General features: G+C 74.2%; 13 protein-coding genes. 11 read left to right on the top strand and 2 right to left on the bottom strand.

The window, feature by feature from the left end:
* The first annotated feature begins 13 nt into the window (after positions 1 to 13).
* The 5 genes from J2S44_RS17845 to J2S44_RS17825 are packed head-to-tail and all read left to right on the top strand — an operon-like array spanning position 14 to position 6,891.
* On the top strand, positions 14 to 1,087 hold the full coding sequence (locus J2S44_RS17845) for an ATP-binding protein (RefSeq protein ID WP_310429753.1): 1,074 nt from the start codon (positions 14 to 16) through the stop codon (positions 1,085 to 1,087).
* Positions 1,084 to 3,351, top strand: a complete 2,268-nt coding sequence (locus tag J2S44_RS17840; RefSeq protein WP_310415035.1) for a DUF5682 family protein — start codon at positions 1,084 to 1,086, stop codon at positions 3,349 to 3,351. Before J2S44_RS17845 ends, J2S44_RS17840 begins: the two co-directional genes overlap by 4 nt.
* Positions 3,348 to 4,466 carry a VWA domain-containing protein gene (locus tag J2S44_RS17835; protein WP_310415032.1) on the top strand — a complete coding sequence of 373 codons (1,119 nt, stop codon included), beginning with the start codon at positions 3,348 to 3,350 and terminating at the stop codon, positions 4,464 to 4,466. The genes J2S44_RS17840 and J2S44_RS17835 overlap by 4 nt, the downstream gene beginning before the upstream one ends.
* Positions 4,463 to 6,445, top strand: a complete 1,983-nt coding sequence (locus tag J2S44_RS17830; RefSeq protein ID WP_310415030.1) for a YehQ family protein — start codon at positions 4,463 to 4,465, stop codon at positions 6,443 to 6,445. The genes J2S44_RS17835 and J2S44_RS17830 overlap by 4 nt, the downstream gene beginning before the upstream one ends.
* On the top strand, positions 6,445 to 6,891 hold the full coding sequence (locus tag J2S44_RS17825) for an NUDIX hydrolase (protein ID WP_310415028.1): 447 nt from the start codon (positions 6,445 to 6,447) through the stop codon (positions 6,889 to 6,891). The genes J2S44_RS17830 and J2S44_RS17825 overlap by 1 nt, the downstream gene beginning before the upstream one ends.
* Positions 6,892 to 7,120: 229 nt before the next feature.
* Here J2S44_RS17825 and J2S44_RS17820 read toward each other — a convergent pair whose 3' ends face one another.
* Positions 7,121 to 9,088 (bottom strand): hypothetical protein, encoded by a 1,968-nt coding sequence (locus J2S44_RS17820; RefSeq protein WP_310415025.1) that lies wholly within the window; start codon positions 9,086 to 9,088, stop codon positions 7,121 to 7,123.
* A 361-nt stretch (positions 9,089 to 9,449) separates the two neighbouring features.
* A complete protein-coding gene (locus J2S44_RS17815) occupies positions 9,450 to 10,712 on the bottom strand; it encodes a DUF4407 domain-containing protein (protein WP_310415021.1) in 1,263 nt (420 codons plus the stop codon).
* Between the two features lie 351 nt (positions 10,713 to 11,063).
* Here J2S44_RS17815 and J2S44_RS17810 point away from each other — a divergent pair, with 351 nt between their 5' ends.
* From J2S44_RS17810 to J2S44_RS17785, 6 genes are read left to right on the top strand one after another with little or no spacing between them, the layout of a single operon-like run.
* Positions 11,064 to 12,122, top strand: coding sequence for a hypothetical protein (locus J2S44_RS17810; protein WP_310415018.1), 1,059 nt, complete (start codon positions 11,064 to 11,066; stop codon positions 12,120 to 12,122).
* Positions 12,109 to 14,757, top strand: a complete 2,649-nt coding sequence (locus J2S44_RS17805; protein ID WP_310415015.1) for a sensor histidine kinase — start codon at positions 12,109 to 12,111, stop codon at positions 14,755 to 14,757. The genes J2S44_RS17810 and J2S44_RS17805 overlap by 14 nt, the downstream gene beginning before the upstream one ends.
* Positions 14,754 to 15,176: a roadblock/LC7 domain-containing protein gene (locus J2S44_RS17800; protein WP_310415012.1), complete on the top strand. Its 423-nt coding sequence runs from the start codon at positions 14,754 to 14,756 to the stop codon at positions 15,174 to 15,176. The genes J2S44_RS17805 and J2S44_RS17800 overlap by 4 nt, the downstream gene beginning before the upstream one ends.
* Positions 15,173 to 15,583 (top strand): DUF742 domain-containing protein, encoded by a 411-nt coding sequence (locus J2S44_RS17795; RefSeq protein ID WP_310415009.1) that lies wholly within the window; start codon positions 15,173 to 15,175, stop codon positions 15,581 to 15,583. The genes J2S44_RS17800 and J2S44_RS17795 overlap by 4 nt, the downstream gene beginning before the upstream one ends.
* Positions 15,584 to 15,613: 30 nt before the next feature.
* Entirely contained in the window at positions 15,614 to 18,550 is a 2,937-nt protein-coding gene (locus J2S44_RS17790) for a DUF5691 domain-containing protein (RefSeq protein ID WP_310415007.1), read from the top strand.
* On the top strand, positions 18,547 to 19,611 hold the full coding sequence (locus tag J2S44_RS17785) for an ATP-binding protein (protein WP_310415005.1): 1,065 nt from the start codon (positions 18,547 to 18,549) through the stop codon (positions 19,609 to 19,611). The genes J2S44_RS17790 and J2S44_RS17785 overlap by 4 nt, the downstream gene beginning before the upstream one ends.

Here is a 19,611-nt window from a genome sequence, read left to right as displayed (position 1 = left end):
CGATGTCCAGACGATGCAGCGTCCGCCGGCCGAGGTCCGGTACGCGGACGAGCTGCGGCGGCTGCGGGAGACGGACTCCGATCCGCGACCGCCGGGCTGGGCACTGAGCCTGCGCGCGGCGCGCCGGTTCATCATCGGCGACGACCGGCAGGGCATCTCGCGCAAGTTCGTCGGCGACCCGTCGCTGATCGACCGGGCGCTGGTCAGCCTGGCCACCAGCCGCGGGCTGATGCTGGTCGGCGAGCCCGGCACCGCGAAGTCGCTGCTCTCCGAGCTGCTCGCGGCCGCGGTCTCCGGCGACTCGACGCTGACCATCCAGGGCGGTGCCGCCACCACGGAAGATCAGATCAAGTACTCGTGGAACTACGCGATGCTGGTCGCGGACGGCCCGTCGACCCGGTCGCTGGTGCCGGCGCCGCTGCTGCGCGGCATGTCCGAGGGCAAGGTGGTCCGGTTCGAGGAGATCACCCGGTGTCCGCTGGAGGTGCAGGACTGTCTGCTGTCACCGCTGTCCGACCGGGTGCTGGCGGTGCCGGAGCTGACCGGGCCGGACGCGATGGTGTTCGCGACCGAGGGCTTCAACATCATCGCGACCGCGAACACGCGTGACCGCGGCGTCAACGAGATGAGCTCCGCGCTGAAGCGCCGTTTCAACTTCGAGACGGTCTTCCCGATCGCGGACCTGGCCACCGAACTGTCGCTGGTCGAGGCGGAGGCGTCCGCGCTGCTGCGGCGCTCCGGGGTGACCGCGGCGCCGAACCGGGACGTCCTGGAGGTGCTGGTCACCACGTTCCGGGAGCTGCGCATCGGGCAGACCGCGCGCGGCGACTCGATGGACAGGCTGACGTCCGTGATGAGCACGGCGGAGGCGGTCTCGGTGGCGCACGCGGTCGGGCTGCGCGGCTGGTTCCTGCGCGGCGAGGCCGGCACCGCGGAGGACGTGGTCTCCTGCCTGGCCGGCACCGCGGCCAAGGACAGCGCGGAGGACCTGGCCAAGCTGCGCCGTTATCTCGAGCAGCAGGCCCGCGGTCGCAAGGGCGCGGCGTGGAGGGCGCTCTACGACGCCCGGCACGTGCTACCCGGATGATCACGTTCATCGGCGTCCGGCACCACAGTCCCGCCTGCGCGCGGTTGGTCCGGGAGACGATCGAGGACCTGCGCCCGGCGTACGTGCTGGTCGAGGGCCCGGCGGAGATGAACGCACGGATCGGTGAGCTGCTGCTCGGCCATCAGCTGCCGGTCGCGGTGTTCAGCAGCTACCGGGACGGCGAACGGCACCACGCGTCGTGGGCGCCGTTCTGCGACTACTCGCCGGAGTGGGCCGCGCTGACCGCGGGCCGGGCGGCCGGTGCCGAGCTGCGCTTCATCGACCTGCCCGCCTGGCACCCGGCGTTCGCGGACCGGCGGAACCGGTACGCGGACGCGGACCAGCGGTACGCGGACGTGATCGACCGGCTCTGCCGCGAGTTCGCGGTGGACAACGTGGACACGCTCTGGGACCACCTGTTCGAGATCCCGGACCCGGACGGGCTGGCCGAGCGGCTGGCCGCCTACTTCGACCTGATCCGCGGCGAGACCGAGGACGGCGCGGGCGAGGACGACGTGGCGCGCGAGGCGTACATGGCGTCCTGGATCCGCCGGACCCGGAAGGAGGCCGGCGACCGCCCGATCGTGGTGGTGACCGGCGGCTTCCACCGGCCCGCGCTGGTCCGGCTGGCCGCGCTGCCCGGTGACGACGAACCGGTCGAGCACGCGCTCCCGGCGGACGCGGCCGGCGGCAGTTACCTGGTGCCGTACTCGTTCCGGCGCCTCGACTCGTTCGACGGCTACCAGTCCGGCATGCCGTCCCCGGCGTACTATCAGCGGCTCTTCGAGGAGGGCGCGGAGGCGGCGGCCGACCACCTGATCGAGGCCGTGGTCGGCCGGCTGCGGGAGCGCAAGCAGCGGCTCTCCACCGCGGACCTGATCGCCGCGTCCGCGTCCGCGGAAGGGCTGGCGCTGGTGCGCGGGCACCGGCACCGGTCCCGGACCGACGTGCTGGACGGGCTCGCGTCCGCGCTGCTCGACGAGGCCCTGGACGTGGCGCTGCCGTGGTCGACGCGGGGCACGCCGGCGCCCGGCACGCACCCGGTGGTGGTGGAGATGGTCGCGGCGCTCAGCGGCGACCGGGTCGGCCGGCTGCACCCGGACACGCCGGCGCCGCCGCTGGTCCACCACGCCACCGCGGAGCTGGAGCGGCACGGTCTGGACTCCGACGGCAGCCGCCGTCTCGACCTGGCCCGGGACGGTGACCGGGAGGTCAGCCGGGTGCTGCACCGGCTGCGGCTGCTGGCGGTGCCCGGCTTCACCCGGCACTCCGGCCCGCGGACCGGCATCGACCCGGAGCCGGTCGAGCAGTGGTCGATCACCCGCGACGACCGGCGGCTGCCCGCGCTCATCGAGGCCGGTGGGTACGGCGCGACGATCGGCGAGGCGGCCGCCGCGACGCTGGCCGAGCGCGTCACGCTGGTCGGCGGCGACGTGGAACAGCTGGCCGGCGTGCTCTTCGACGCCGCGCTGGCCGGCATCCCGGAGCTGTCCGCGCAGGTGCTCGACGCGATCGACGGCGCGGTCGGTGCCACGCCGGAGATGGGCCCGCTCGGCCGGGTGCTGGAGGTGGTGCTCGCGCTGTGGCGGCACGACCGGTTGCTCGGCACGGCCGGCAGCGCACCGCTGGGCACGGTGATCACCGCGTCGGTGAACCGGATCCTCTGGCTGGCCGAGGGCGTCCGCGGCGGTGCCGCCCCCGCGGACCTGCCCCGGATCGCGGCGCTGGCGTCGGTGCGGGACGCGCTGGTGCACGCCGGAACCGCGCTCGGCCTGGACCGGGACGCGGCGCTGGGCGTGGCCGCGCGGCTGGCGCTGAGCACGGAGGCGCCGCCGGACCTGCGCGGCGCCGGGTTCGGGTTCGGCTGGTCGCTGGGCGCGGACCAGGCCGGCGACCCGGTGCGGGCGGTGCGTGGCGCGTTCACGCCGTCGTCCGCCGGTGACTGGCTGGCCGGGCTGTTCGCGCTGGCCCGCGAGGAGGTGCTGCAGGCCGGCGGCGTCCTGGACGTGCTGGACGAGGCGATGGACGCGATGGGCGACGACGACTTCCTGATCGCGCTGCCCGCGCTGCGGCAGGCGTTCGAGTTCTTCCCGCCGCGCGAGCGGGACACGATCGCGCAGCACCTGCTGTCCCGGCGCGGGATCGCCGGTGACAGCCGCGCGCTGCTGCGCCTGCACGCGGCGCCGGAACTGGTCGCGGCCGGCGCCGAGCTGGACGGCCGGGTCGCGGAGCTGCTGCACCGGGAGGGGTTGGTCACGACGTGACGACGGATCCGACGCTGGAACGCTGGCGGCTGGTGCTCGGCGAGCCGGGTGAGTCCGTGCTGAACGGCGAGAAGCTGAGCGGTGCGGGCGCGGCCCGGGACGCGGCGCTCGACTGGCTCTACGGCCGGGACGAGGGACTGCGCAAGCGGGGCATCCGGGGTGGTGCCGGCCCGTCCGTGCTGAACACGGTGGACTGGCTGAACGACATCGCCAGGCTGTTCCCGAAGGAGACGATCGAGCGGCTGCAGAGGGACGCGGTCGAGAAGTACGAGATCCACGACGTGGTCACGAACCCGGCCGTGCTCGAGACGATCACGCCGAACCAGACGCTGCTCAAGGCCGTGCTGCGCACCAAACACCTGATGAACCCGGAGGTGCTGCGGCTGGCCCGGCGGATCGTGGAGGCGGTGGTCCGCGAGCTGATGGAGAAGCTGCGGGCGGACATCCGCACGTCGTTCAGCGGCAGCCGCAGCCGGCGGCCGAGCCGGTTCCGGCAGGCCCGGAACTTCGACGTGAAGCGCACGATCCGCGACAACCTGGGGCACTACCAGCCCGGCGAGCGGCGGGTGCTGATCGAGACGCCGTACTTCTTCTCGCGTACCCGGCGGCATCTGGAGCAGTGGCAGGTGATCCTGCTGGTCGACCAGTCCGGGTCGATGACGGACTCGGTGATCCACTCGGCGGTGACCGCGGGCTGCCTGTGGGGGTTGCCGGGCATCAAGACGCACCTGGTCGCGTTCGACACCGAGGTCGTCGACCTGACGTCCGAGGTGGACGACCCGGTCGAGCTGCTGATGAAGGTGCAGCTCGGCGGCGGCACGAACATCACCCGCGCGGTGCAGTACGGCAGCGGCCTGATCGAGAACCCGCGCCGGTCGATCTTCGTGCTGATCAGCGACTTCTACGAGGGCGGCGACCCGCACCACCTGGTCCGGCTGGTCGGCAACCTGGTCGATCAGGGTACGAAGGTGTTCTGCCTGGCCGCGCTGGACATGGACGCGAACCCGGACTACGACGCGCACACCGCCCAGCGCTTCGCGAACGTGGGCGCGGCCGTGGGCGCGATGACACCGGGCGAGCTGGCCGCCTTCGTCGCGGAACACGTGAACCGATGAGGGCCGAACTGCTCGCGCTGACGCCGGACGCGCTGGCCGCGCTGACCAACCGTGGCCTGGTCAAGCGCGCGACCAAGGAGGTCGACGCGGCGCCGCCGGCGGTGACCGAGGAGGCGGACGGCACGGTGGTGGCCACGTTCGCGGACGGTCCGGTCACCCGGCTGCCGTCCGGCGGGCTGGACGCGGGCTCGTGCACGTGCGGCGCGATCGGTGCCTGCCGGCACCTGCTCGCGCTGGTCCTGGCGTACCAGCGGGTCGCCGCCGTCCCCGGCGGCACGGATGCCCCGGCCGAGCCGGACCCGGACTCGACGCCGCCGCCCGCGGTGGTGCACTGGTCACCGGGCACGTTCACCGACGAGCAACTGCAGGCGCGGGTCGGCAGCCGGCTGATGACCGCGGCCCGCAAGGCGCTGCGCTCCGGGTACGTCGCCCGCGTCCGGCGCCCGACCGAGGACGACCCGGCGCCGCAGGTCGATCTCGGCTCCGCCACGGTCCGGTTCCTGGTCCCGCACGACCTCGGATTCGTGCACACGGACGCGGTCGCGGGCGCGCGCGACGACGTGCTCGCGCTCGCGGTCTGGGCGTTCCGGGCCGCGGACGAGCGCGCGCCGGGCACCTTCGAGATCCAGATCGAGGTCGGGGGTACGGACGCGGCCGCGGCCAAGGACGGCGGTGGGCTCGTCCCGGCCGTGGCGGTCGCGTCCGAGCTGCTGCGCGACGGCATGGTGCACGCCGGGCCGGGCCTCGCGTCCGCGCTGGCCGAGGCGCGCCGCGGGCTGGACGGCGCCGGGCTGCGCTGGCCGCTGCTGGCGGTCACGGACCTGGCGGAGCTGCTGGTGGCGTACCGCGACCGGGGCGCCGGCTACCGGCCGGAGTTGCTCGCCGAGCTGCTGGTGGAGCTGCACGCGCGCGAGCGGACCGTGCGCAACGGCGGGTCCGGCCTGCGCAGCCGGGTGCTCGGCACGGAGGAGGCGGCCGAGACGCCGCTGCGGCGAACGCGGCTGGAGAGCCTGGGCTGCCGGGTGACCGAGCTGGGCGACGACCGGACCGCCGAGATCTTCTTCGCGCACGCGGACAGCACCACCGTGCTGGTCCTGCGCCGCTCGTGGACCACGGACGACGACGGCCCCGCGCTGGCCCGCCGCCGCGCCGGCGGTGTCACGATCGGCGCGCTGGCCGGCGGCAACGTCATCTCCGAGTCCGCGGTGCGCAGCGCGAGCCGGGTGGTGCGGCTGGCCACCGGGCGCCTGGCGAAGACGTCCGCGTCCCCCTCGCTCGGCACCTGGGAGCAGCTGCCGAGCGGGTTGTTCGTGAACTCCTACGAGGACCTGCGCCGCCGGCTGGAGGCACTGCCGCCGCGTCCGGTCCGGCCGCGCGTGGAGGCGGAGCTGGTGCGCGCGCTGGCGGTCGCGGAGGTGCGGCACGTCGTCTACTCGCCCGGTCAGCAGCGGCTGGACGCGCTGGTCGCGGACGCGTCCGGTGCGGTCGCCCGGATCAGCGCGCACCACACGTCCGCGGCACCGGGCCGGCTGGACGCGCTGGCTGCCGCGCTGACCGGTGACCACGGGCCGGTCCGGGCGGTCAGCGGCAGCGTGCGGCGCTCGGCCGGGGGCCTGGTGGTGGACCCGCTGGCGGTCGCGGCGGACGGCACGATCGTGGTGCCGGACCTGGCGCCGCCCGGCGGGCAGGCGGACGCGATGCCGCACGGCACGATCCCGACGGACCCGCTGGCCGAGGCGCTGACCCAGGCGCACGGGCTGCTGGCGGAGGCGGCGCACCGGGGGCTCGCCCATCTGCCGGCGTCGTTCCGGGACCGGCTGCGGGCCGAGGCGACCGCACTGACCGGTCTCGGCCTGCGTCGCGTCGCGGACGCGGTGCGTGGCTTCGCGGACTCGCTCGGCCCGGACCCGTCCGACGCCGCGGTGGAGTCCTGGGTGGACGCGGCGCTGTATGTCGACACCGCTCTGGAGCTGCGCTGATGCCGTACACGATCCCGCTCGACGTCTTCCTGGTCCTGTCCCGCGGCGACGAGGTGCTGCTCGCGCTGCGGCGGAACACCGGCTTCGCGGACGGCCGGTGGAACGTGCCGTCCGGCAAGGTCGAGCCGGGCGAGAGCGCGGTGGTGGCGGTGCTCCGTGAGGCCCGCGAGGAGGTGGGCCTGTCGCTCGCCGCCGCGGACGTGCGGCTGGTCACGACCGTGCATCTGAGCAGGCCGGGCGGGCACGCGCGGATCGGCCTGTTCTTCCACGCGACGCACGACCCGGTGCGCCACGGCTCCCCGGTCAACGCGGAGCCGCACAAGTGCGGCGGCATCGCCTGGTATCCGGCGGCGGCGCTTCCGCCGGACACCGAGCCCTACAACGCCGCCGGCCTGGCCGGCTGGCTCACCGGCACGCCGCTGGTCCTGGACGGCTGGCCGGCGTGACGCCGTAGCGCCCCGGCCCCCGCGCTCAGGCCCGCGCCGGTCAGCGCTCAGGCCCGCGCCGGTCAGCGCTCAGGCCCGCGCCGCGGTGGGCCGGTGGCGTGCCCGGTGCCCGGGGGTTTGTGCGCCGCGGGACTGGCAGGGAGGCCGGCCACGGCCGACCGGTCTCCGGCGGGAGCGGCGGAACGCGACCACGGCGTGACCGGGACCGCCCGGTCCTGGCCTTTGATCGTCAGTTGCTGAGGTCGACCATCCAGAAACCGGCGCCGCGCGCGTCCTGGCGGGTGCGGAAGGCCTGGGCCTCGTCGTAGAAGCGGTCGATCTGGAAGATCGCGCGGTCGGCGAGGTGGTCGAGCGCGGCGGCGATCTGGACGTCGAGCGCGCCGGTGGGGTCGCCGAGCGGATCGGTGCGGATCCAGTGCGCGATGACGAGGCGGACCAGGTGCGGGTCGCCGTTGATCGGTTCGGCCAGTTCGCGCAGCTCGCCGCGGGGGCCGGGATGCAGGCCGGTCATGCGCGGGGCGGCGGTGATCGCGCGCAGCTCGGCCAGCCACTCGTCCGCGGGAAGCGCGGCCAGGCGCAGGTCGAGGTGGTTGACGACCGGTTCGATCTCGCCGAGCGCGAGGCCGTGGCGCAGCGCGCCGACCCGGTCGCCGAGCTGCTCGTGGTGCTCGCGGAGCCGCTCGTGGACGGCGCGCCACGAGTCGGGGTGGTTGATCGGCCGCTCGGCGAGCTGGTCGAGCAGGACGCGGCGCAGGAACGGGTGCAGGACCCGGGTCCTCGGCGTGACCAGCAGATCGGTGCGGACGAACTCGGCCAGGGCGGGCGGCGGTGGTGCGGCGAGTGCGACCGCGGTGGAGACCGGGTCGAGCGCCGGCACCGCGCTGCAGGTGACCAGCTCCTCGTGCAGCTCGCCGCCGACGCGGCCGAGCAGCCGGCCGGCGCTCACCGTCGCGAGCGTCGCACCCGGGTCAACGGCGTCGGCCAGACGCAGCACTGTCCGGGGATCGAGGGGCGGGCCGGAGGCGGAGTCCGCCTGTCGAGCCGTCGCCAGCGTCCGTAGCACATGGGCGAACCCCCAGGGATGGCCGCCGGTGAGACGCTCCGCCACGGTCACGTCGTCGGAGGTGACGGCGGATTCCAGATGACGGCACATCGCCTCGGCGGACTCGTCGTCGAGATCGGGCAGCTGGGTCACGAACATCAGGTGGGCCGGGTCGGCCCACGCGGCGGCGAGCCGCTCGCGCCAGGCACCGGCGCCGCCGTCCGGCGCGGCCGACGGCGGTGACGCGGTGGCGCCGGCCGGGAACCGGGTATGGCCGGACGCGAGCAGCAGCATCGGGTCGGAGCGACCGGTGCCACCGCGCTCGACCAGGCGCTTGTGCCGGACGGACGTGAGGGTGGAGAGCAGGCTCAGGCCCGAGCCGCTGTCCGCGTGGTCGAGCAGCACCACGGGATGGTCGGTGCGTGGGCCGGCGAAGCGCCCGCCGTCGTACGCCGCGGCGAGGTCGGTCAGGAACGCCTCGCAGAGCATCGCCTCCACGGCCTCGTGGTCGACCTCCATGGTGTGCCGCAGGTCGATCAGCGCGTCGACCGGGTCGCCGGAGGAGCTGTGCCGCTGCCGATACCACAACAGGCTCTCGTGGGCGCGGCGGCCGAGCGCGGCGGCGGTGGCGTCGATCGCGGCGAGGTAGCTGACCTCGGCCGGCCCGGGCTTGAGACCGGCGGCGGCGAGGTCCCGGCCGAGTTTCAGCATCACCTCGCGGGTGGTGGTCTTGAGGCGGTGCCGGTTGGCCAGCAGGTCACGGAGCACCTGCTCGGTGACGTGCCGGCTGTTGTCGTCCTCGAAGGAGACGCGCAACGCGACCAGGCCGAGCGCGAATCGGGGAAGCGTGAGCCGGCCGTAGCCCTTGACCTGGGTGGCGAGGCCGAACATCATCCGCCCGAGCAACTCGTGCGGTTCCAGCCAGCCGCAGGCTCCGAGGTCGATCCGCACGCACGGCCGGATGCCTCGCTCCTCCGTCCAGACGTGGGAGAGCAGGTCGCTGCCGCGGTCGCCGCGGGCCGTCCAGAACAGCATGATCGGCTGCTCGGCCGGGGCCAGGTCGCCGTCGTCGGTGAACTCCGGTTCGAGGAACCGGGGCAGCAGACGGTCGACGATCCAGCGACGATTGGGCGGCAGCGGGGGCGGTTCGGGCATGGCGGGGGTCCTCGCTCGACTCGCTCGGGGGTGCGGTGCGGGGGGTGGCGCGAGGCGCTCCGGCTATGATGCGCGCTTGCACGAGGCAATAGCAAGTGCAAATGCACGTGCATATGCAGACTCTAAGCAGTGAGTCATTTACCGCACAAACGGACACATCGGGCGTTCCCCGTGGTTCACGCGTGACTGTCGGGAGTACCGATCGTTAGTTTTCCGGATTTTCGGCGCGCTGACGTGCGCAGGTTCGCCGCATCGGGGTCACAACTGGGCCAAGTTTGCGGCACCGTGGGGTCAACCGTCCCACTTCGGTCGGAATCCAGTCGTGCTCTTTACTCGATCTAACGGGTGAATGCGGTAAGGGCTATGGCGTGCGGGCGGCACGGCGCCGCCGGCGGACGCGGCCGGCGAGCGCGCGACCGACCGGGCGCCCGTGCGGCAGACTCCGGTGCAGACCGCGCTCGGCCTGCAACATCGCCGCGTGTTCGGCGGCGCGGTGCTCGGCCTCGCGGCGCACGAACTCCCGGTGCGTCAGGTATGCGTCGTCCAGCGCCCGGCGCGCGTCCGCCTGTGCCCGCAGGCTCTCCGCGCGCTGCGACGCCGCGTAGATCAGTGCCGCATGCACGTCCGGCGAGTCCCGCTCGGCCGTGGTCGCCGCCGCCAGCTCCTCCTGCGCCCGCCCGCGTCGGTGCCGCTTCGCGATGTCCACCAGGCTGACCGGCGAGAAGACCTTCGCCACGGCCGGGACCAGGTCGACCACCACGAAGACGATCTCCAGCAGGTGGTAGAGCTGGCGCGCCTCGGGATCGTTGTCCAGCACCCGGGCCAGCGCGGCGCGCCGGGCGAAGATGCCGTCGTTGTGCGCGGTGGAGACGCTGGCGGCGTCCGCGCTGGCCGCGATGCGCCGGTCGAGCTGTTGCACGGCCGCGTCGATCTCCGCGCCGCGCGTGGTGAGGCGGCGCAGCGCGGTGTCCCGGGCCGCCTTGCCCGCGTTCAGGTCGCCGAGCTTGACCTGTGCGATCGGGCCGCAGCCGGGCGTCCGCGTGCCGCCGGTGCCGTTGCACTCCTCGTCGAACGCGCGCTGCAGTGCGGGGATCGCGGCGGCGGCCCGGTCGTACTCGGCCTGCAGCCCGGTCTTCTCGGCGAGCAGCGTGGTGCGCTGGTTGGCCAGCTCGGAGGAGTCGCGGACCTGCGCCGAAATGGCGGACGCGTCGCGCAGCCGGTCCACATCCAGCTGCTGCTGGATCTCCTTGGCGCCGACGCCGAGCATCGCGAACCAGGCGATCAGCAGGCCCATCGGCACCGCGATCGCGAGCCGCGGCACCAGCAGCCAGAGCCGGTGCAGCACGCCGTCCCGCTCGACGTGCGCGGAGACCAGCCAGCGGTCGATCTGGAAGATGCCGAAGCCCCAGATCAGCGAGACCGCGACGGCGACCTGCGGCGGGGCCTCGGTGGCGATGGTGACCGCCCAGAACATCGTGGCGGTCGCCATCAGCGTGGTGAACAGCACCAGCGCACCGAAGACGCGGTAGCGGCCGGCCTCACCCCAGAAGATCGCCTCGCCGGGATCGACGCCGGAGGCGCGGAGGAAGAGGTGAAGCCGGAACCGGGCTTTGGTCGAGGACATCGAGCCTCCAACGGGCTGAATCACCCTCATTATTCTGTTTTGCCCCAGGGGGTTTGACCTGAATGCCCAAATCCATGCCGATCGGTACGGGAACCGCCGTGATCGCGGTGCGTGGTCGAACGGTAGGCGTTCGGTGATCAGCTATGTGTCAGCAGAGAATCCGGAGAATTTCTCTCTAATCGAAAATCCCATTAGGCGCCGACTTTCCGCTACTTTCCTACCCGTTGGCGACGTCCGTTTCGCACGGGGCGATGACCGCGGCCATGCCGTGGGGCGGCACGACGGGCGGCAGTGGGCTAGGGGTGCATTGTGATCATGCCAGTGCGGCGTACGCGGCTACGGTCGCGGTCCGTGCCGGGTCTCATCGCGGTCGTGCTGATCCTCGTGCCGGTCGCGATCCTCTTCGGACAGAGCTGGAACGGTACCGCCGAACGAATGGACACCGTCGATCGCGAGCGAAAGGGCGTCGAATACGCGATCGCGCTCGGCGAACTCACCCGCGTCATGGCCGAGGCACAGTCCGCGGCGCTGCACCGGACGCCGTCGCTGGACCCGGTCGACGGCGCGGTCGCGGCCGTGGACGGCGTCGACGCCCGCCTCGGCGCGGACCTCGGCACCACCGCCCGGTGGACCGACGCGCGCGTGAAGATCCAGGCGCTGGGCGGCGTCTCCGGCACCATGTCCGAGGTCTACGACGCGTACGCCGCGGTCACCGACCTGTTGCTCGCGCTGCACGCGGAGGTCCGCGACAACGCCCGCCTCAGCCGCGACCCGGCCGGCGACACGTTCCACCTGCAGGAGGCCGGCGCGGCCGAACTGCCCGCGCTGATCGTCGGCACCGGGCGCCTCGCCGACCTGGCCGGCATGGCCGTCGGCGCCTCCGCCGCGGACCGGACCGCGCTGCTCGGCCGGGTGCTGGCCACCCGCACGCTGGTCGACGACGACGTCGCCGGCCTCACCGACAACCTGCAGGCGTCGCTGGACGAGACGGAGAGCGACACGCTCAGCACCAAGCTGCTGATCGGCCTCAACCGGTTCCGGCAGGGCGTCGACAAGCTGTACGCGGTGGTGGACCTGTCCGCGACGGAGTCCGCCGTGGCCGCCCAGATCTCGCCCGTGCGCACCGAGGCGCAACGGGCCCAGGCGGACCTGATGTCGACCGTGCTCACCGAGCTGGACACGCTGCTGCGCGACCGCGGCGGCGAGCTGGGCGCACGGCGGATCATCGCGGTGCTCATGCTGATCATGGCCGTGCTGATCGCGGCCGCGCCGTTCGCCCTGATCGCGTTGCTCCGGCGCCGCACGCCGGAACCGGCCCGGCTGGAGCCGATGCCCCGGCACGCGGAGGAGACACCGGCCGGGGAGGACGTCTGGTCGCCGAGACGGAGGCGGGCCGGTGCGACGCGTTGAGATTCCCGCGCTCCGCGTCCAGGGCAAGCTGGCGCTGGTCATGGTGGTGCCGCTGCTCGGACTGATCACGCTGGCCGTACCGGTGGTGGTCGACCGCATGCAGGACGCCGGGCGTGCCTCCGACACCGCGGACCGGGTGGTGCGGGCCGGCCGGGTCGGTGCGGTGGTGCAGGCGCTGCAACAGGAACGGCTGCTCTCCGTCGCGTACGTCCGCGGCCTCACCGACCGGTCCCGGCTCGAACTGCAGACCGCGCGCGTCACCGACTGGGTCGCGGACCTGCGTCGCGAGCAGGTGCTCACGCCCGAGCTGGCCGCGGCCGCGGACTCGGTGGGCACGCTCGCCGAGACCCGTAAGGAGGTGCTCGACCGGACCGCCGGGACGGATCTGATCGGCGCCGGGTTCGGGCAGGTCATCGTGCGGTTCATCGATGGGCTGCGGCTGACCGAGGTGGCGGACGGCGGCACGGCCACCGGGCGGCGCGTGCTCGCGCTGGACGCCGCGCTGCGCGTCGACGAGGAGGCCAGCGCCGGGGCGTACGTGCTGCTCGACCTCGCGGTCAGCAAGGACCTCGCCTCGGTGGCCCGGGCGGCCGGGCAGTTCACGGCGCTGGACCGGCAGACCGCGCGGTTCCGCGGTTACGCCGATCAGGGGCAGGCCGCGGCGTACGAATCGGTGCTGGCCCAGATGCGGCTGGCGGCCGGGGACAACTTCTTCACCCGGTTCGCCGCCGACCCGGTCGGCACCGCGAACGGGCTGAACGCCGCGCGGATGCTGCCGTTCATCGAGTCGATCCTGGTCAACGGCCGGTTCATCGAGGACCAGATCGCCCGCGACGTCGCCGACCTGGTGGTCGCCGACCGGCGGGCCGCGAACACCACGGCGTACCTGGTGCTGGCGCTGACCGTGCTGCTCACCGCGGTCGTGATGGCCGGTGCGCTGGTCACCGCGCGCCGCGTCACCCGGCCGTTGCTGCGACTGACCGAGTCCGCGGACCGGGTCGCCCGGCTCACCGAGGAGGAGCTGACCCGGGTCGCGGACGACGAGGCCGAGTCCAGCACGCCGATCCGGCTCGATCCGCTGCGGGTGCGCGGCGACGACGAGGTCAGCGACCTCGGGCACGCGATCAACCGGGTGCAGAACACCGCGGTCCGGCTGGTCGAACGGCAGGTCGCCGGCCGCCGGAACGTGGCGCAGATGTTCGGCCACATCGGGCGCCGCGCGGAGAACCTGATCGACCGCCAGCTCTCGATCATCGACGCGCTGGAGCGCGACGAGACCGACCCGGCGCGGCTGGAGAGCCTCTACCGGCTCGACCACATGGCCAGCCGGCTGCGCCGCAACGCCAGCAGCCTGGTCGCGCTCTCCGGCGGCGGCACCGACGCCGGCCAGCACCGCGAACCGCTGCCGCTGCTGCACGTGGTCCGGCTCGCGCTCGGCGAGATCGAGGGCTACCCGCGCGTCGACGTGGACGTGCCGGACACCATCGACGTACTGCCGCCGGCCATCGCGGACCTCACGCTGGTCGTCGCGGAGCTGATGGAGAACGCCTGCACGTTCTCGCCGCCGGACACGCGGGTCACGGTCACGGCCGCACCGGCCGACAACGGCGTTCGCCTGATCATCATCGACCGCGGACTCGGCCTGTCGCCGGAACGCCTGGCCCGGGAGAACGCCCGGCTGGCCCGCCGGGAACGACTCGACCTGGCACCGACCGAGGTGCTCGGCCTGGTCGTGGTGGGGCGGCTGTCCCGCCGGCAGGGCATGCCGGTCACGCTCGCCGAGACGCCCGGCGGCGGGGTCACGGCCACGGTCCTGCTCGGGCGCCGCCAGCTGATCCTGCCGGAACCGGTGACGCCGGCCGAGAGCGAGCCGGCCGTCGAGGTGGCGCTGCTGGATCGGGCGAGCCGGAGCCTGGAGGCCGGGCCGTCGTGGAACGCGTTCGCGATCTCGGCCACGGCGGCGGAGCTGCCGGCCGCCGAGGAGGAGCCGCCCGCGCGGCCGCTGCGGGTGCGGCCCGTCGTCGAGTACCGCGCGGCACCGCTGGCGCTTCCCGCGCCGCGCGTCCCCACCGGTCCGCCGGCCCCCGGCCCGTTGGTCACCGGCCCGCTGGTCACCGGTCCCCTGGTCACCGGCGCGTCGGCCGGCGGCGCGTCGATCGGTGGTGTGACGGCCGGTGGTGTGACGGCCGGTGGTCCGTTGATCGTCGCGGACGCGAGCGGGCGCACGGCGGAGGCCACCGAGGTGCCGCAACCGCTGATCGTGCCGCAGCCGCTGATCGTGCCGGAGGTCGCGTCACGGGGCGAACTGGTCGTCGATCCCGCGCCGCACGTCCGGCAGGCCGACCAGGACACGTCGCCGACCACCGAGATCACGGTCGTCGACCCGGCGGCCGAACCCAGGGTTCCCGGCGCCGCCGAGACGGGTAACGGTCTGCTGAAGCGGGTGCCGGGCGCCACGCTCGGCAGGCAGGACGTTCCGCTCGTCCCACCCAGGATCGTCCGTCCGGGAACCGCACCGGTCCGCCAGGACCCGGAGAAGGTACGCGAGCTGATGCGGCAGTTCGAGTCGGGTGTCGCCCGAGGTCTGCGTGCCACCCGATCCGACCAGCACACCGACGAGGGAACCACTCGATGAGCACCCTGAGCACCGAGGCCAAGACGTTCAACTGGCTGCTGGATACGTTCGCGTCCGGCACGGCCGGGGTCGTCCAGGCGATCGCCGTGTCGTCCGACGGCCTGCTGATGGCGATGACCACCGCCCAGGAACGGGCCAACTCGGAGCGGCTCGCGGCCGTCGTGTCCGGGCTGACCAGCCTGGCCGTGGGCGCGGCCAGCTGCTATCCGCTCGGCGGGCTGAACCGGGTGGTGCTGGACATGGACGAGGGATATCTGCTGGTCACGTCGATCAGCGCGGGTTCGGTGCTCGGCGTCATCGCCGAGCGCTCGGCGAACCTGGGCACGCTCGCCTACGAGATGACGCTCTTCGTCAACAAGGCGGGCGACGCGCTCACCCCGAAGCTGATCGACGAGCTGAAGAGCCACGTCCGGACGTGAGCGACGACCACTTCTCGCGGGTGCGCCCGTACCTGGCGTCGGAGCCCGCGGACGAGCCCTCCTGGAACACCTCCACCGGGTTCCGGCCGTTCGTGCTGACCGCGGGGCGGGTGCACGCGGACGGCGGCGACACCCCGGACATCGGGCTGGACACGCACGTGGTGGCGCGCTGGGGCGAGTCCACCGACGCGCTCTCGCCGGAGCAGCGGGAGATCGTGCGGCTCTGCGTGGAGTCGCTGTCCGTGGTCGAGATCAGCGCACGGATCGGGCTGCACGTCGGCGTGACCATGGTGCTGGTCGGCGACCTGGCCGCGGCCGGGCACCTGGTCGTGCACGAGACGACGCAGCCGGAAGGGCCGAGCGTGGAGATCATGAATCGGGTGGCGGACGGGCTGCGTTCACTCTGAATTGTCGTACCCCCTCCATAGGGTTGGTGGGTGCCCGTCGAACCGTGGACGGCCGCGCACGTGCTCGCGCTCGCTCCCGACGCCTCCTCGGCAAAGGGTGCACAGAGCGTCAGCGGCGCGGCCAAATGGGAGGCCGCCGGCCTCAGCGATGACGTGTTGTGGGGACTCTGCAAAGGCAGCGGTAAGAAGCCGTACCAAGCCTGTGTGGATCTCTCCGGACCCGCCTACAAATGCTCCTGCCCGAGCCGGAAATTTCCGTGCAAGCACGCGCTGGGTCTGCTGTTGCTCTGGTCCGGTGGCGGCGTCGATCCGGGCGGCGACCTGCCGGAGTGGGTGGCGGAGTGGCAGGCCGGGCGCGCGGCCCGGGCGGCCCGGGCCGAGACCCGGCGCACCGAACCGGGCGTGGTCGACGAGGCCGCCGCCCGCAAGCGCGCCGGGCAGCGGGCGGACCGGGTCGCGGGCGGGCTCGCCGAGCTGGACCGGTGGCTGCTCGACCAGGTGACGTCCGGGTTGGCCGGCGTGCAGCGCGCGGGCTACGCGCCGTTCGAGACGATGGCGGCCCGGTTGGTCGACGCGCAGGCCGGCACGGCCGCGGGCGCGGTCCGGCGGCTCGGCGCGACAGCCGGTGTCGGTGCCGGCTGGGCCGACCGGCTGCTCGGCGAGCTCGCGCTGCTGCGGCTGCTGACCGGCGGCTACGCGCGCCTCGACGCGCTGCCGGAAGAGCTGGCCGCGACGGTACGGACCCGGGTCGGCTTCGCGACCTCGGCCGACGACGTGCGGGCCGGTGCCCGGGTGCGCGACTCGTGGCAGGTGCTCGGCCAGGCCGACACCGTGGAGGAGCGGCTGACCGGCCGCCGCACGTGGCTGCGCGGGCTCGGCACCGGGCGGTTCGCGCTGCTGCTGGCCTACGCGGCACCGGGCCAGTCGCTGCCGGGTGACGCGGTGCCGGGCACGGTGCTCGACGCCGAGCTGGCCTTCTACCCCGGCGCGGCGCCGCTGCGGGCGTTGATCGCGGAGTCGTACCGGACGTCCGCGCTGTCCTCGGTGTCCGGCGCGGTCCCGGTGCGGGACGCGCTGACCGCGGCCGGCCGGCTGCGCGCGGCGGACCCGTGGCTGGACGAGGCGCCGGTGCTGCTCGCCGACGTGTGCCCGGCCGGCGTGGACCGGCTGACCGACCCGGCCGGCGACGCGGTGCAGCTGGTCGGCGACGTGCCGTGGTGGCTGCTGGCCGCGTCCGGTGGCCACCCGGTGACGGTCGCGGGCGAGCTGACCGCTGCCGGCGGCGTACGGCCGCTCGCGGTGTGGTCCGCGGACGGCGGCTTCACGGCCGCCCCGCACGGCCCGGCCACCGCCGACCGCCACGTCACGCGGCTGCCGGAGGAACTGGTGTCGGCGGCCCTGGTCGGCGTGGACCGCCGCCCGTGGCGCGGCGACTCGGTCCTCGTCGACGGTCGTGAGCTGCGCGTCCACGGCACACCGGCGGACGGTCGCGGCGGGCCGGCCGGGGCACTGCTGGACGCGGTGGCGGTCGCGGTCGCCTATCGGCGGTCCGGGCCGGCGGCGATCGGCGGCGTCGCGGCGGACGAGCCGGCCGGTGCCGAGACCCGGCCGGTGGTCTCCGCGCGGGCCGGGCAACGACTGGTGCAGCTGCTGACCGGTGCGGGCGTGCCCGGCGGTGGTGACGTGGCGCAGCGGCTGCTGGCGGAGTGGCTGCGGATCGCGGCCGAGCAAGGGCTGCGCGCCCCCGCGTTCACGCTGCCCGCGCTGCTGGAGGCGGGCCGCCGCAGCACGGCGCTGCGGCCCGCGCTGGCGCTGGTCGCCGGGCGCCGCGGCGGCTGGCTGGCCGAGCGCCGTGCCGACTGGCGATACCTGCTGGCCGAGGCCGCGGAGCCGGGCGACGACGCGGACTGGGCGACCGGCACGCCCGGCGAGCGCCTGGCCTTCCTGACCGCGCTGCGCGAGCGTGACCCGGACGCGGGCCGCGAACTGCTGGCGGCCGGGTTCGACGCGGAGGAGCCGGAGCAGCGCGCCCGCTTCCTCGCCGCGCTCGCCACCGGGCTCTCCGCCGCGGACGAGCCGCTGCTGGAGCGGGCGCTGGACGACCGCCGCCGCGAGGTCCGGCAGGCCGCGGCCGAGCAGCTGACCGTGCTGCCCGGGTCCGCGCTGCGCCGCCGGATGACCGGGCGTGCGCGGTCCGCGGTTCGCTTCGACGGCCGCCGGCTGATCGTCACCCCGCCCACGGAGTGCGACGCGGCCATGCGGCGGGACGGCATCGCGCCGAAACCGCCGCGCGGCGTCGGCGAGCGCGCCTGGCTGCTGGAGGAGGTCGTCGCCCGCACGCCGCTGACCGCCTGGACCGAGACGACCGGGCTGGACCCGGCCGCGTTCACGGCGCTGCCGGTCGTGGCCGTCCTCGCCGCGAGTCCCGCGGACGCGGCCACCGCGCACACGGGCTCGGGCGACTGGGCGCTGACCCTCCGCAAAGGACTGTCCCGGGCCGCGGTGCTCGCGCGGGACCCGGACTGGGTGGTGCCGCTGGCCGACCTGATGTCCCAGCCGGTCAACCGGGACATGGACGTCGCCGACGAACTGCTCACGATGGCGCTCTACGAGGCGCTCCCCGCGGCGGAGCTGGGCCGCTACGCCGCGCGTGTGCTGCGGGCCGACCCGGCGCGTGCGCACCGGCTGGCCGAGCTGCACCCCGGGCCCTGGCCGGACGATCTGGCCGACGCCGCGCTGGAGGCGATCGCGAGCCTCGCCACCTCCGGGCGGTACGCGTGGAACATCGGTGACCTGTGCCGGCTCGCGTCCGCGGCCATGCCGGTGGCGTACGCGCCGCGGGTCGCCGCGCTCGCCGAGCGCATCCGGCTCTCCGGCGACCCGGCCGCGATCCGGCCCGCCGACACCGTCGCGGCGCTGTCCGCCGCGCTCACCTACCGACACGAGATGACCGAGGAGCTTCGATGACGGCCCTGCGCCCGCACGCCGAGCAGCTGTTCGCCGACGAACTGGACCGGCTCGCGGCCGCCGACGACCGGTCGCGCCCGCCCGGCTGGCGGCTCTCCCCGCAGGCGGTCGTGACCTACGTGCTCGGCGACGGGGACACGATCACGCCGAAGTACGTCGGGCCGCGCCGGCTGATGGAGGTCGCGGTCGCCACGCTCGCCACCGACCGGGCCCTGCTGCTGCTCGGCGTGCCCGGCACCGCCAAGACCTGGGTGTCCGAGCACCTGGCCGCCGCGATCTCCGGCGACTCCACGCTGCTGGTCCAGGGCACCGCCGGCACGGCCGAGGAGTCGATCCGGTACGGCTGGAACTACGCGCGCCTGCTCGCCGAGGGCCCGTCCACGGACGCGCTGGTGCCGAGCCCGGTCATGCGCGCGATGCGGACCGGCACGATCGCCCGGTTCGAGGAGCTGACCCGGGTGCCGTCCGACGTGCAGGACACGCTGATCACGATCCTGTCCGAGAAGACGCTGCCGGTGCCGGAGCTGAGCACCGAGGTGCAGGCACAGCGCGGCTTCAACATCATCGCGACCGCGAACGACCGGGATCGCGGCGTGAACGAGCTGTCCAGCGCGCTGCGCCGCCGCTTCAACACGGTCGTGCTGCCGGTCCCGGCCACGGCCGAGGAGGAGGTCGACATCGTCGCGCGGCGGGTCGCGCAGCTCGGCCGCGCGCTGGAGCTGCCCGAGGTGCCGGCCGCGATCGAGGAGATCCGCCGGGTGGTGACGGTCTTCCGTGAGCTGCGCGGCGGGCTGACCGAGGACGGGCGCACCAAGCTCAAGTCGCCGACCGGCACGCTCTCCACCGCGGAGGCGATCTCGGTGATCACCAACGGGATGGCGCTGGCCGGGCACTTCGGCGACGGCACGCTGCGCCCCGGCGACGTCGCAGCCGGGATCGTCGGCGCGGTGATCAAGGATCCGGTGTCGGACGCGGTGGTCTGGCGGGAGTACCTGGAGACCGTGGTCCGCGAGCGGGACGGCTGGACGGGCTTCTACCGGGCCGCGCGCGAGGCGGTCTGA

Origin of the sequence: Catenuloplanes niger (assembly GCF_031458255.1) — a bacterium.
GTDB lineage: Bacteria > Actinomycetota > Actinomycetes > Mycobacteriales > Micromonosporaceae > Catenuloplanes > Catenuloplanes niger.
The sequence above is the reverse complement of the archived record's forward strand: the minus strand, read 5'-3'. Positions and strand labels throughout refer to the sequence as shown.

What these genes read in the sequence shown, in the direction of transcription:
- J2S44_RS17845 (WP_310429753.1), top strand. Translation starts at nt 14, where the DNA reads ATGCAGCGTCCGCCGGCCGAGGTCCGGTACGCGGACGAGCTGCGGCGG.
- J2S44_RS17840 (WP_310415035.1), top strand. Translation starts at nt 1,084, where the DNA reads ATGATCACGTTCATCGGCGTCCGGCACCACAGTCCCGCCTGCGCGCGG.
- J2S44_RS17830 (WP_310415030.1), top strand. Translation starts at nt 4,463, where the DNA reads ATGAGGGCCGAACTGCTCGCGCTGACGCCGGACGCGCTGGCCGCGCTG.
- J2S44_RS17825 (WP_310415028.1), top strand. Translation starts at nt 6,445, where the DNA reads ATGCCGTACACGATCCCGCTCGACGTCTTCCTGGTCCTGTCCCGCGGC.
- J2S44_RS17820 (WP_310415025.1), bottom strand. Translation starts at nt 9,088, where the DNA reads ATGCCCGAACCGCCCCCGCTGCCGCCCAATCGTCGCTGGATCGTCGAC.
- J2S44_RS17815 (WP_310415021.1), bottom strand. Translation starts at nt 10,712, where the DNA reads ATGTCCTCGACCAAAGCCCGGTTCCGGCTTCACCTCTTCCTCCGCGCC.
- J2S44_RS17800 (WP_310415012.1), top strand. Translation starts at nt 14,754, where the DNA reads ATGAGCACCCTGAGCACCGAGGCCAAGACGTTCAACTGGCTGCTGGAT.
- J2S44_RS17785 (WP_310415005.1), top strand. Translation starts at nt 18,547, where the DNA reads ATGACGGCCCTGCGCCCGCACGCCGAGCAGCTGTTCGCCGACGAACTG.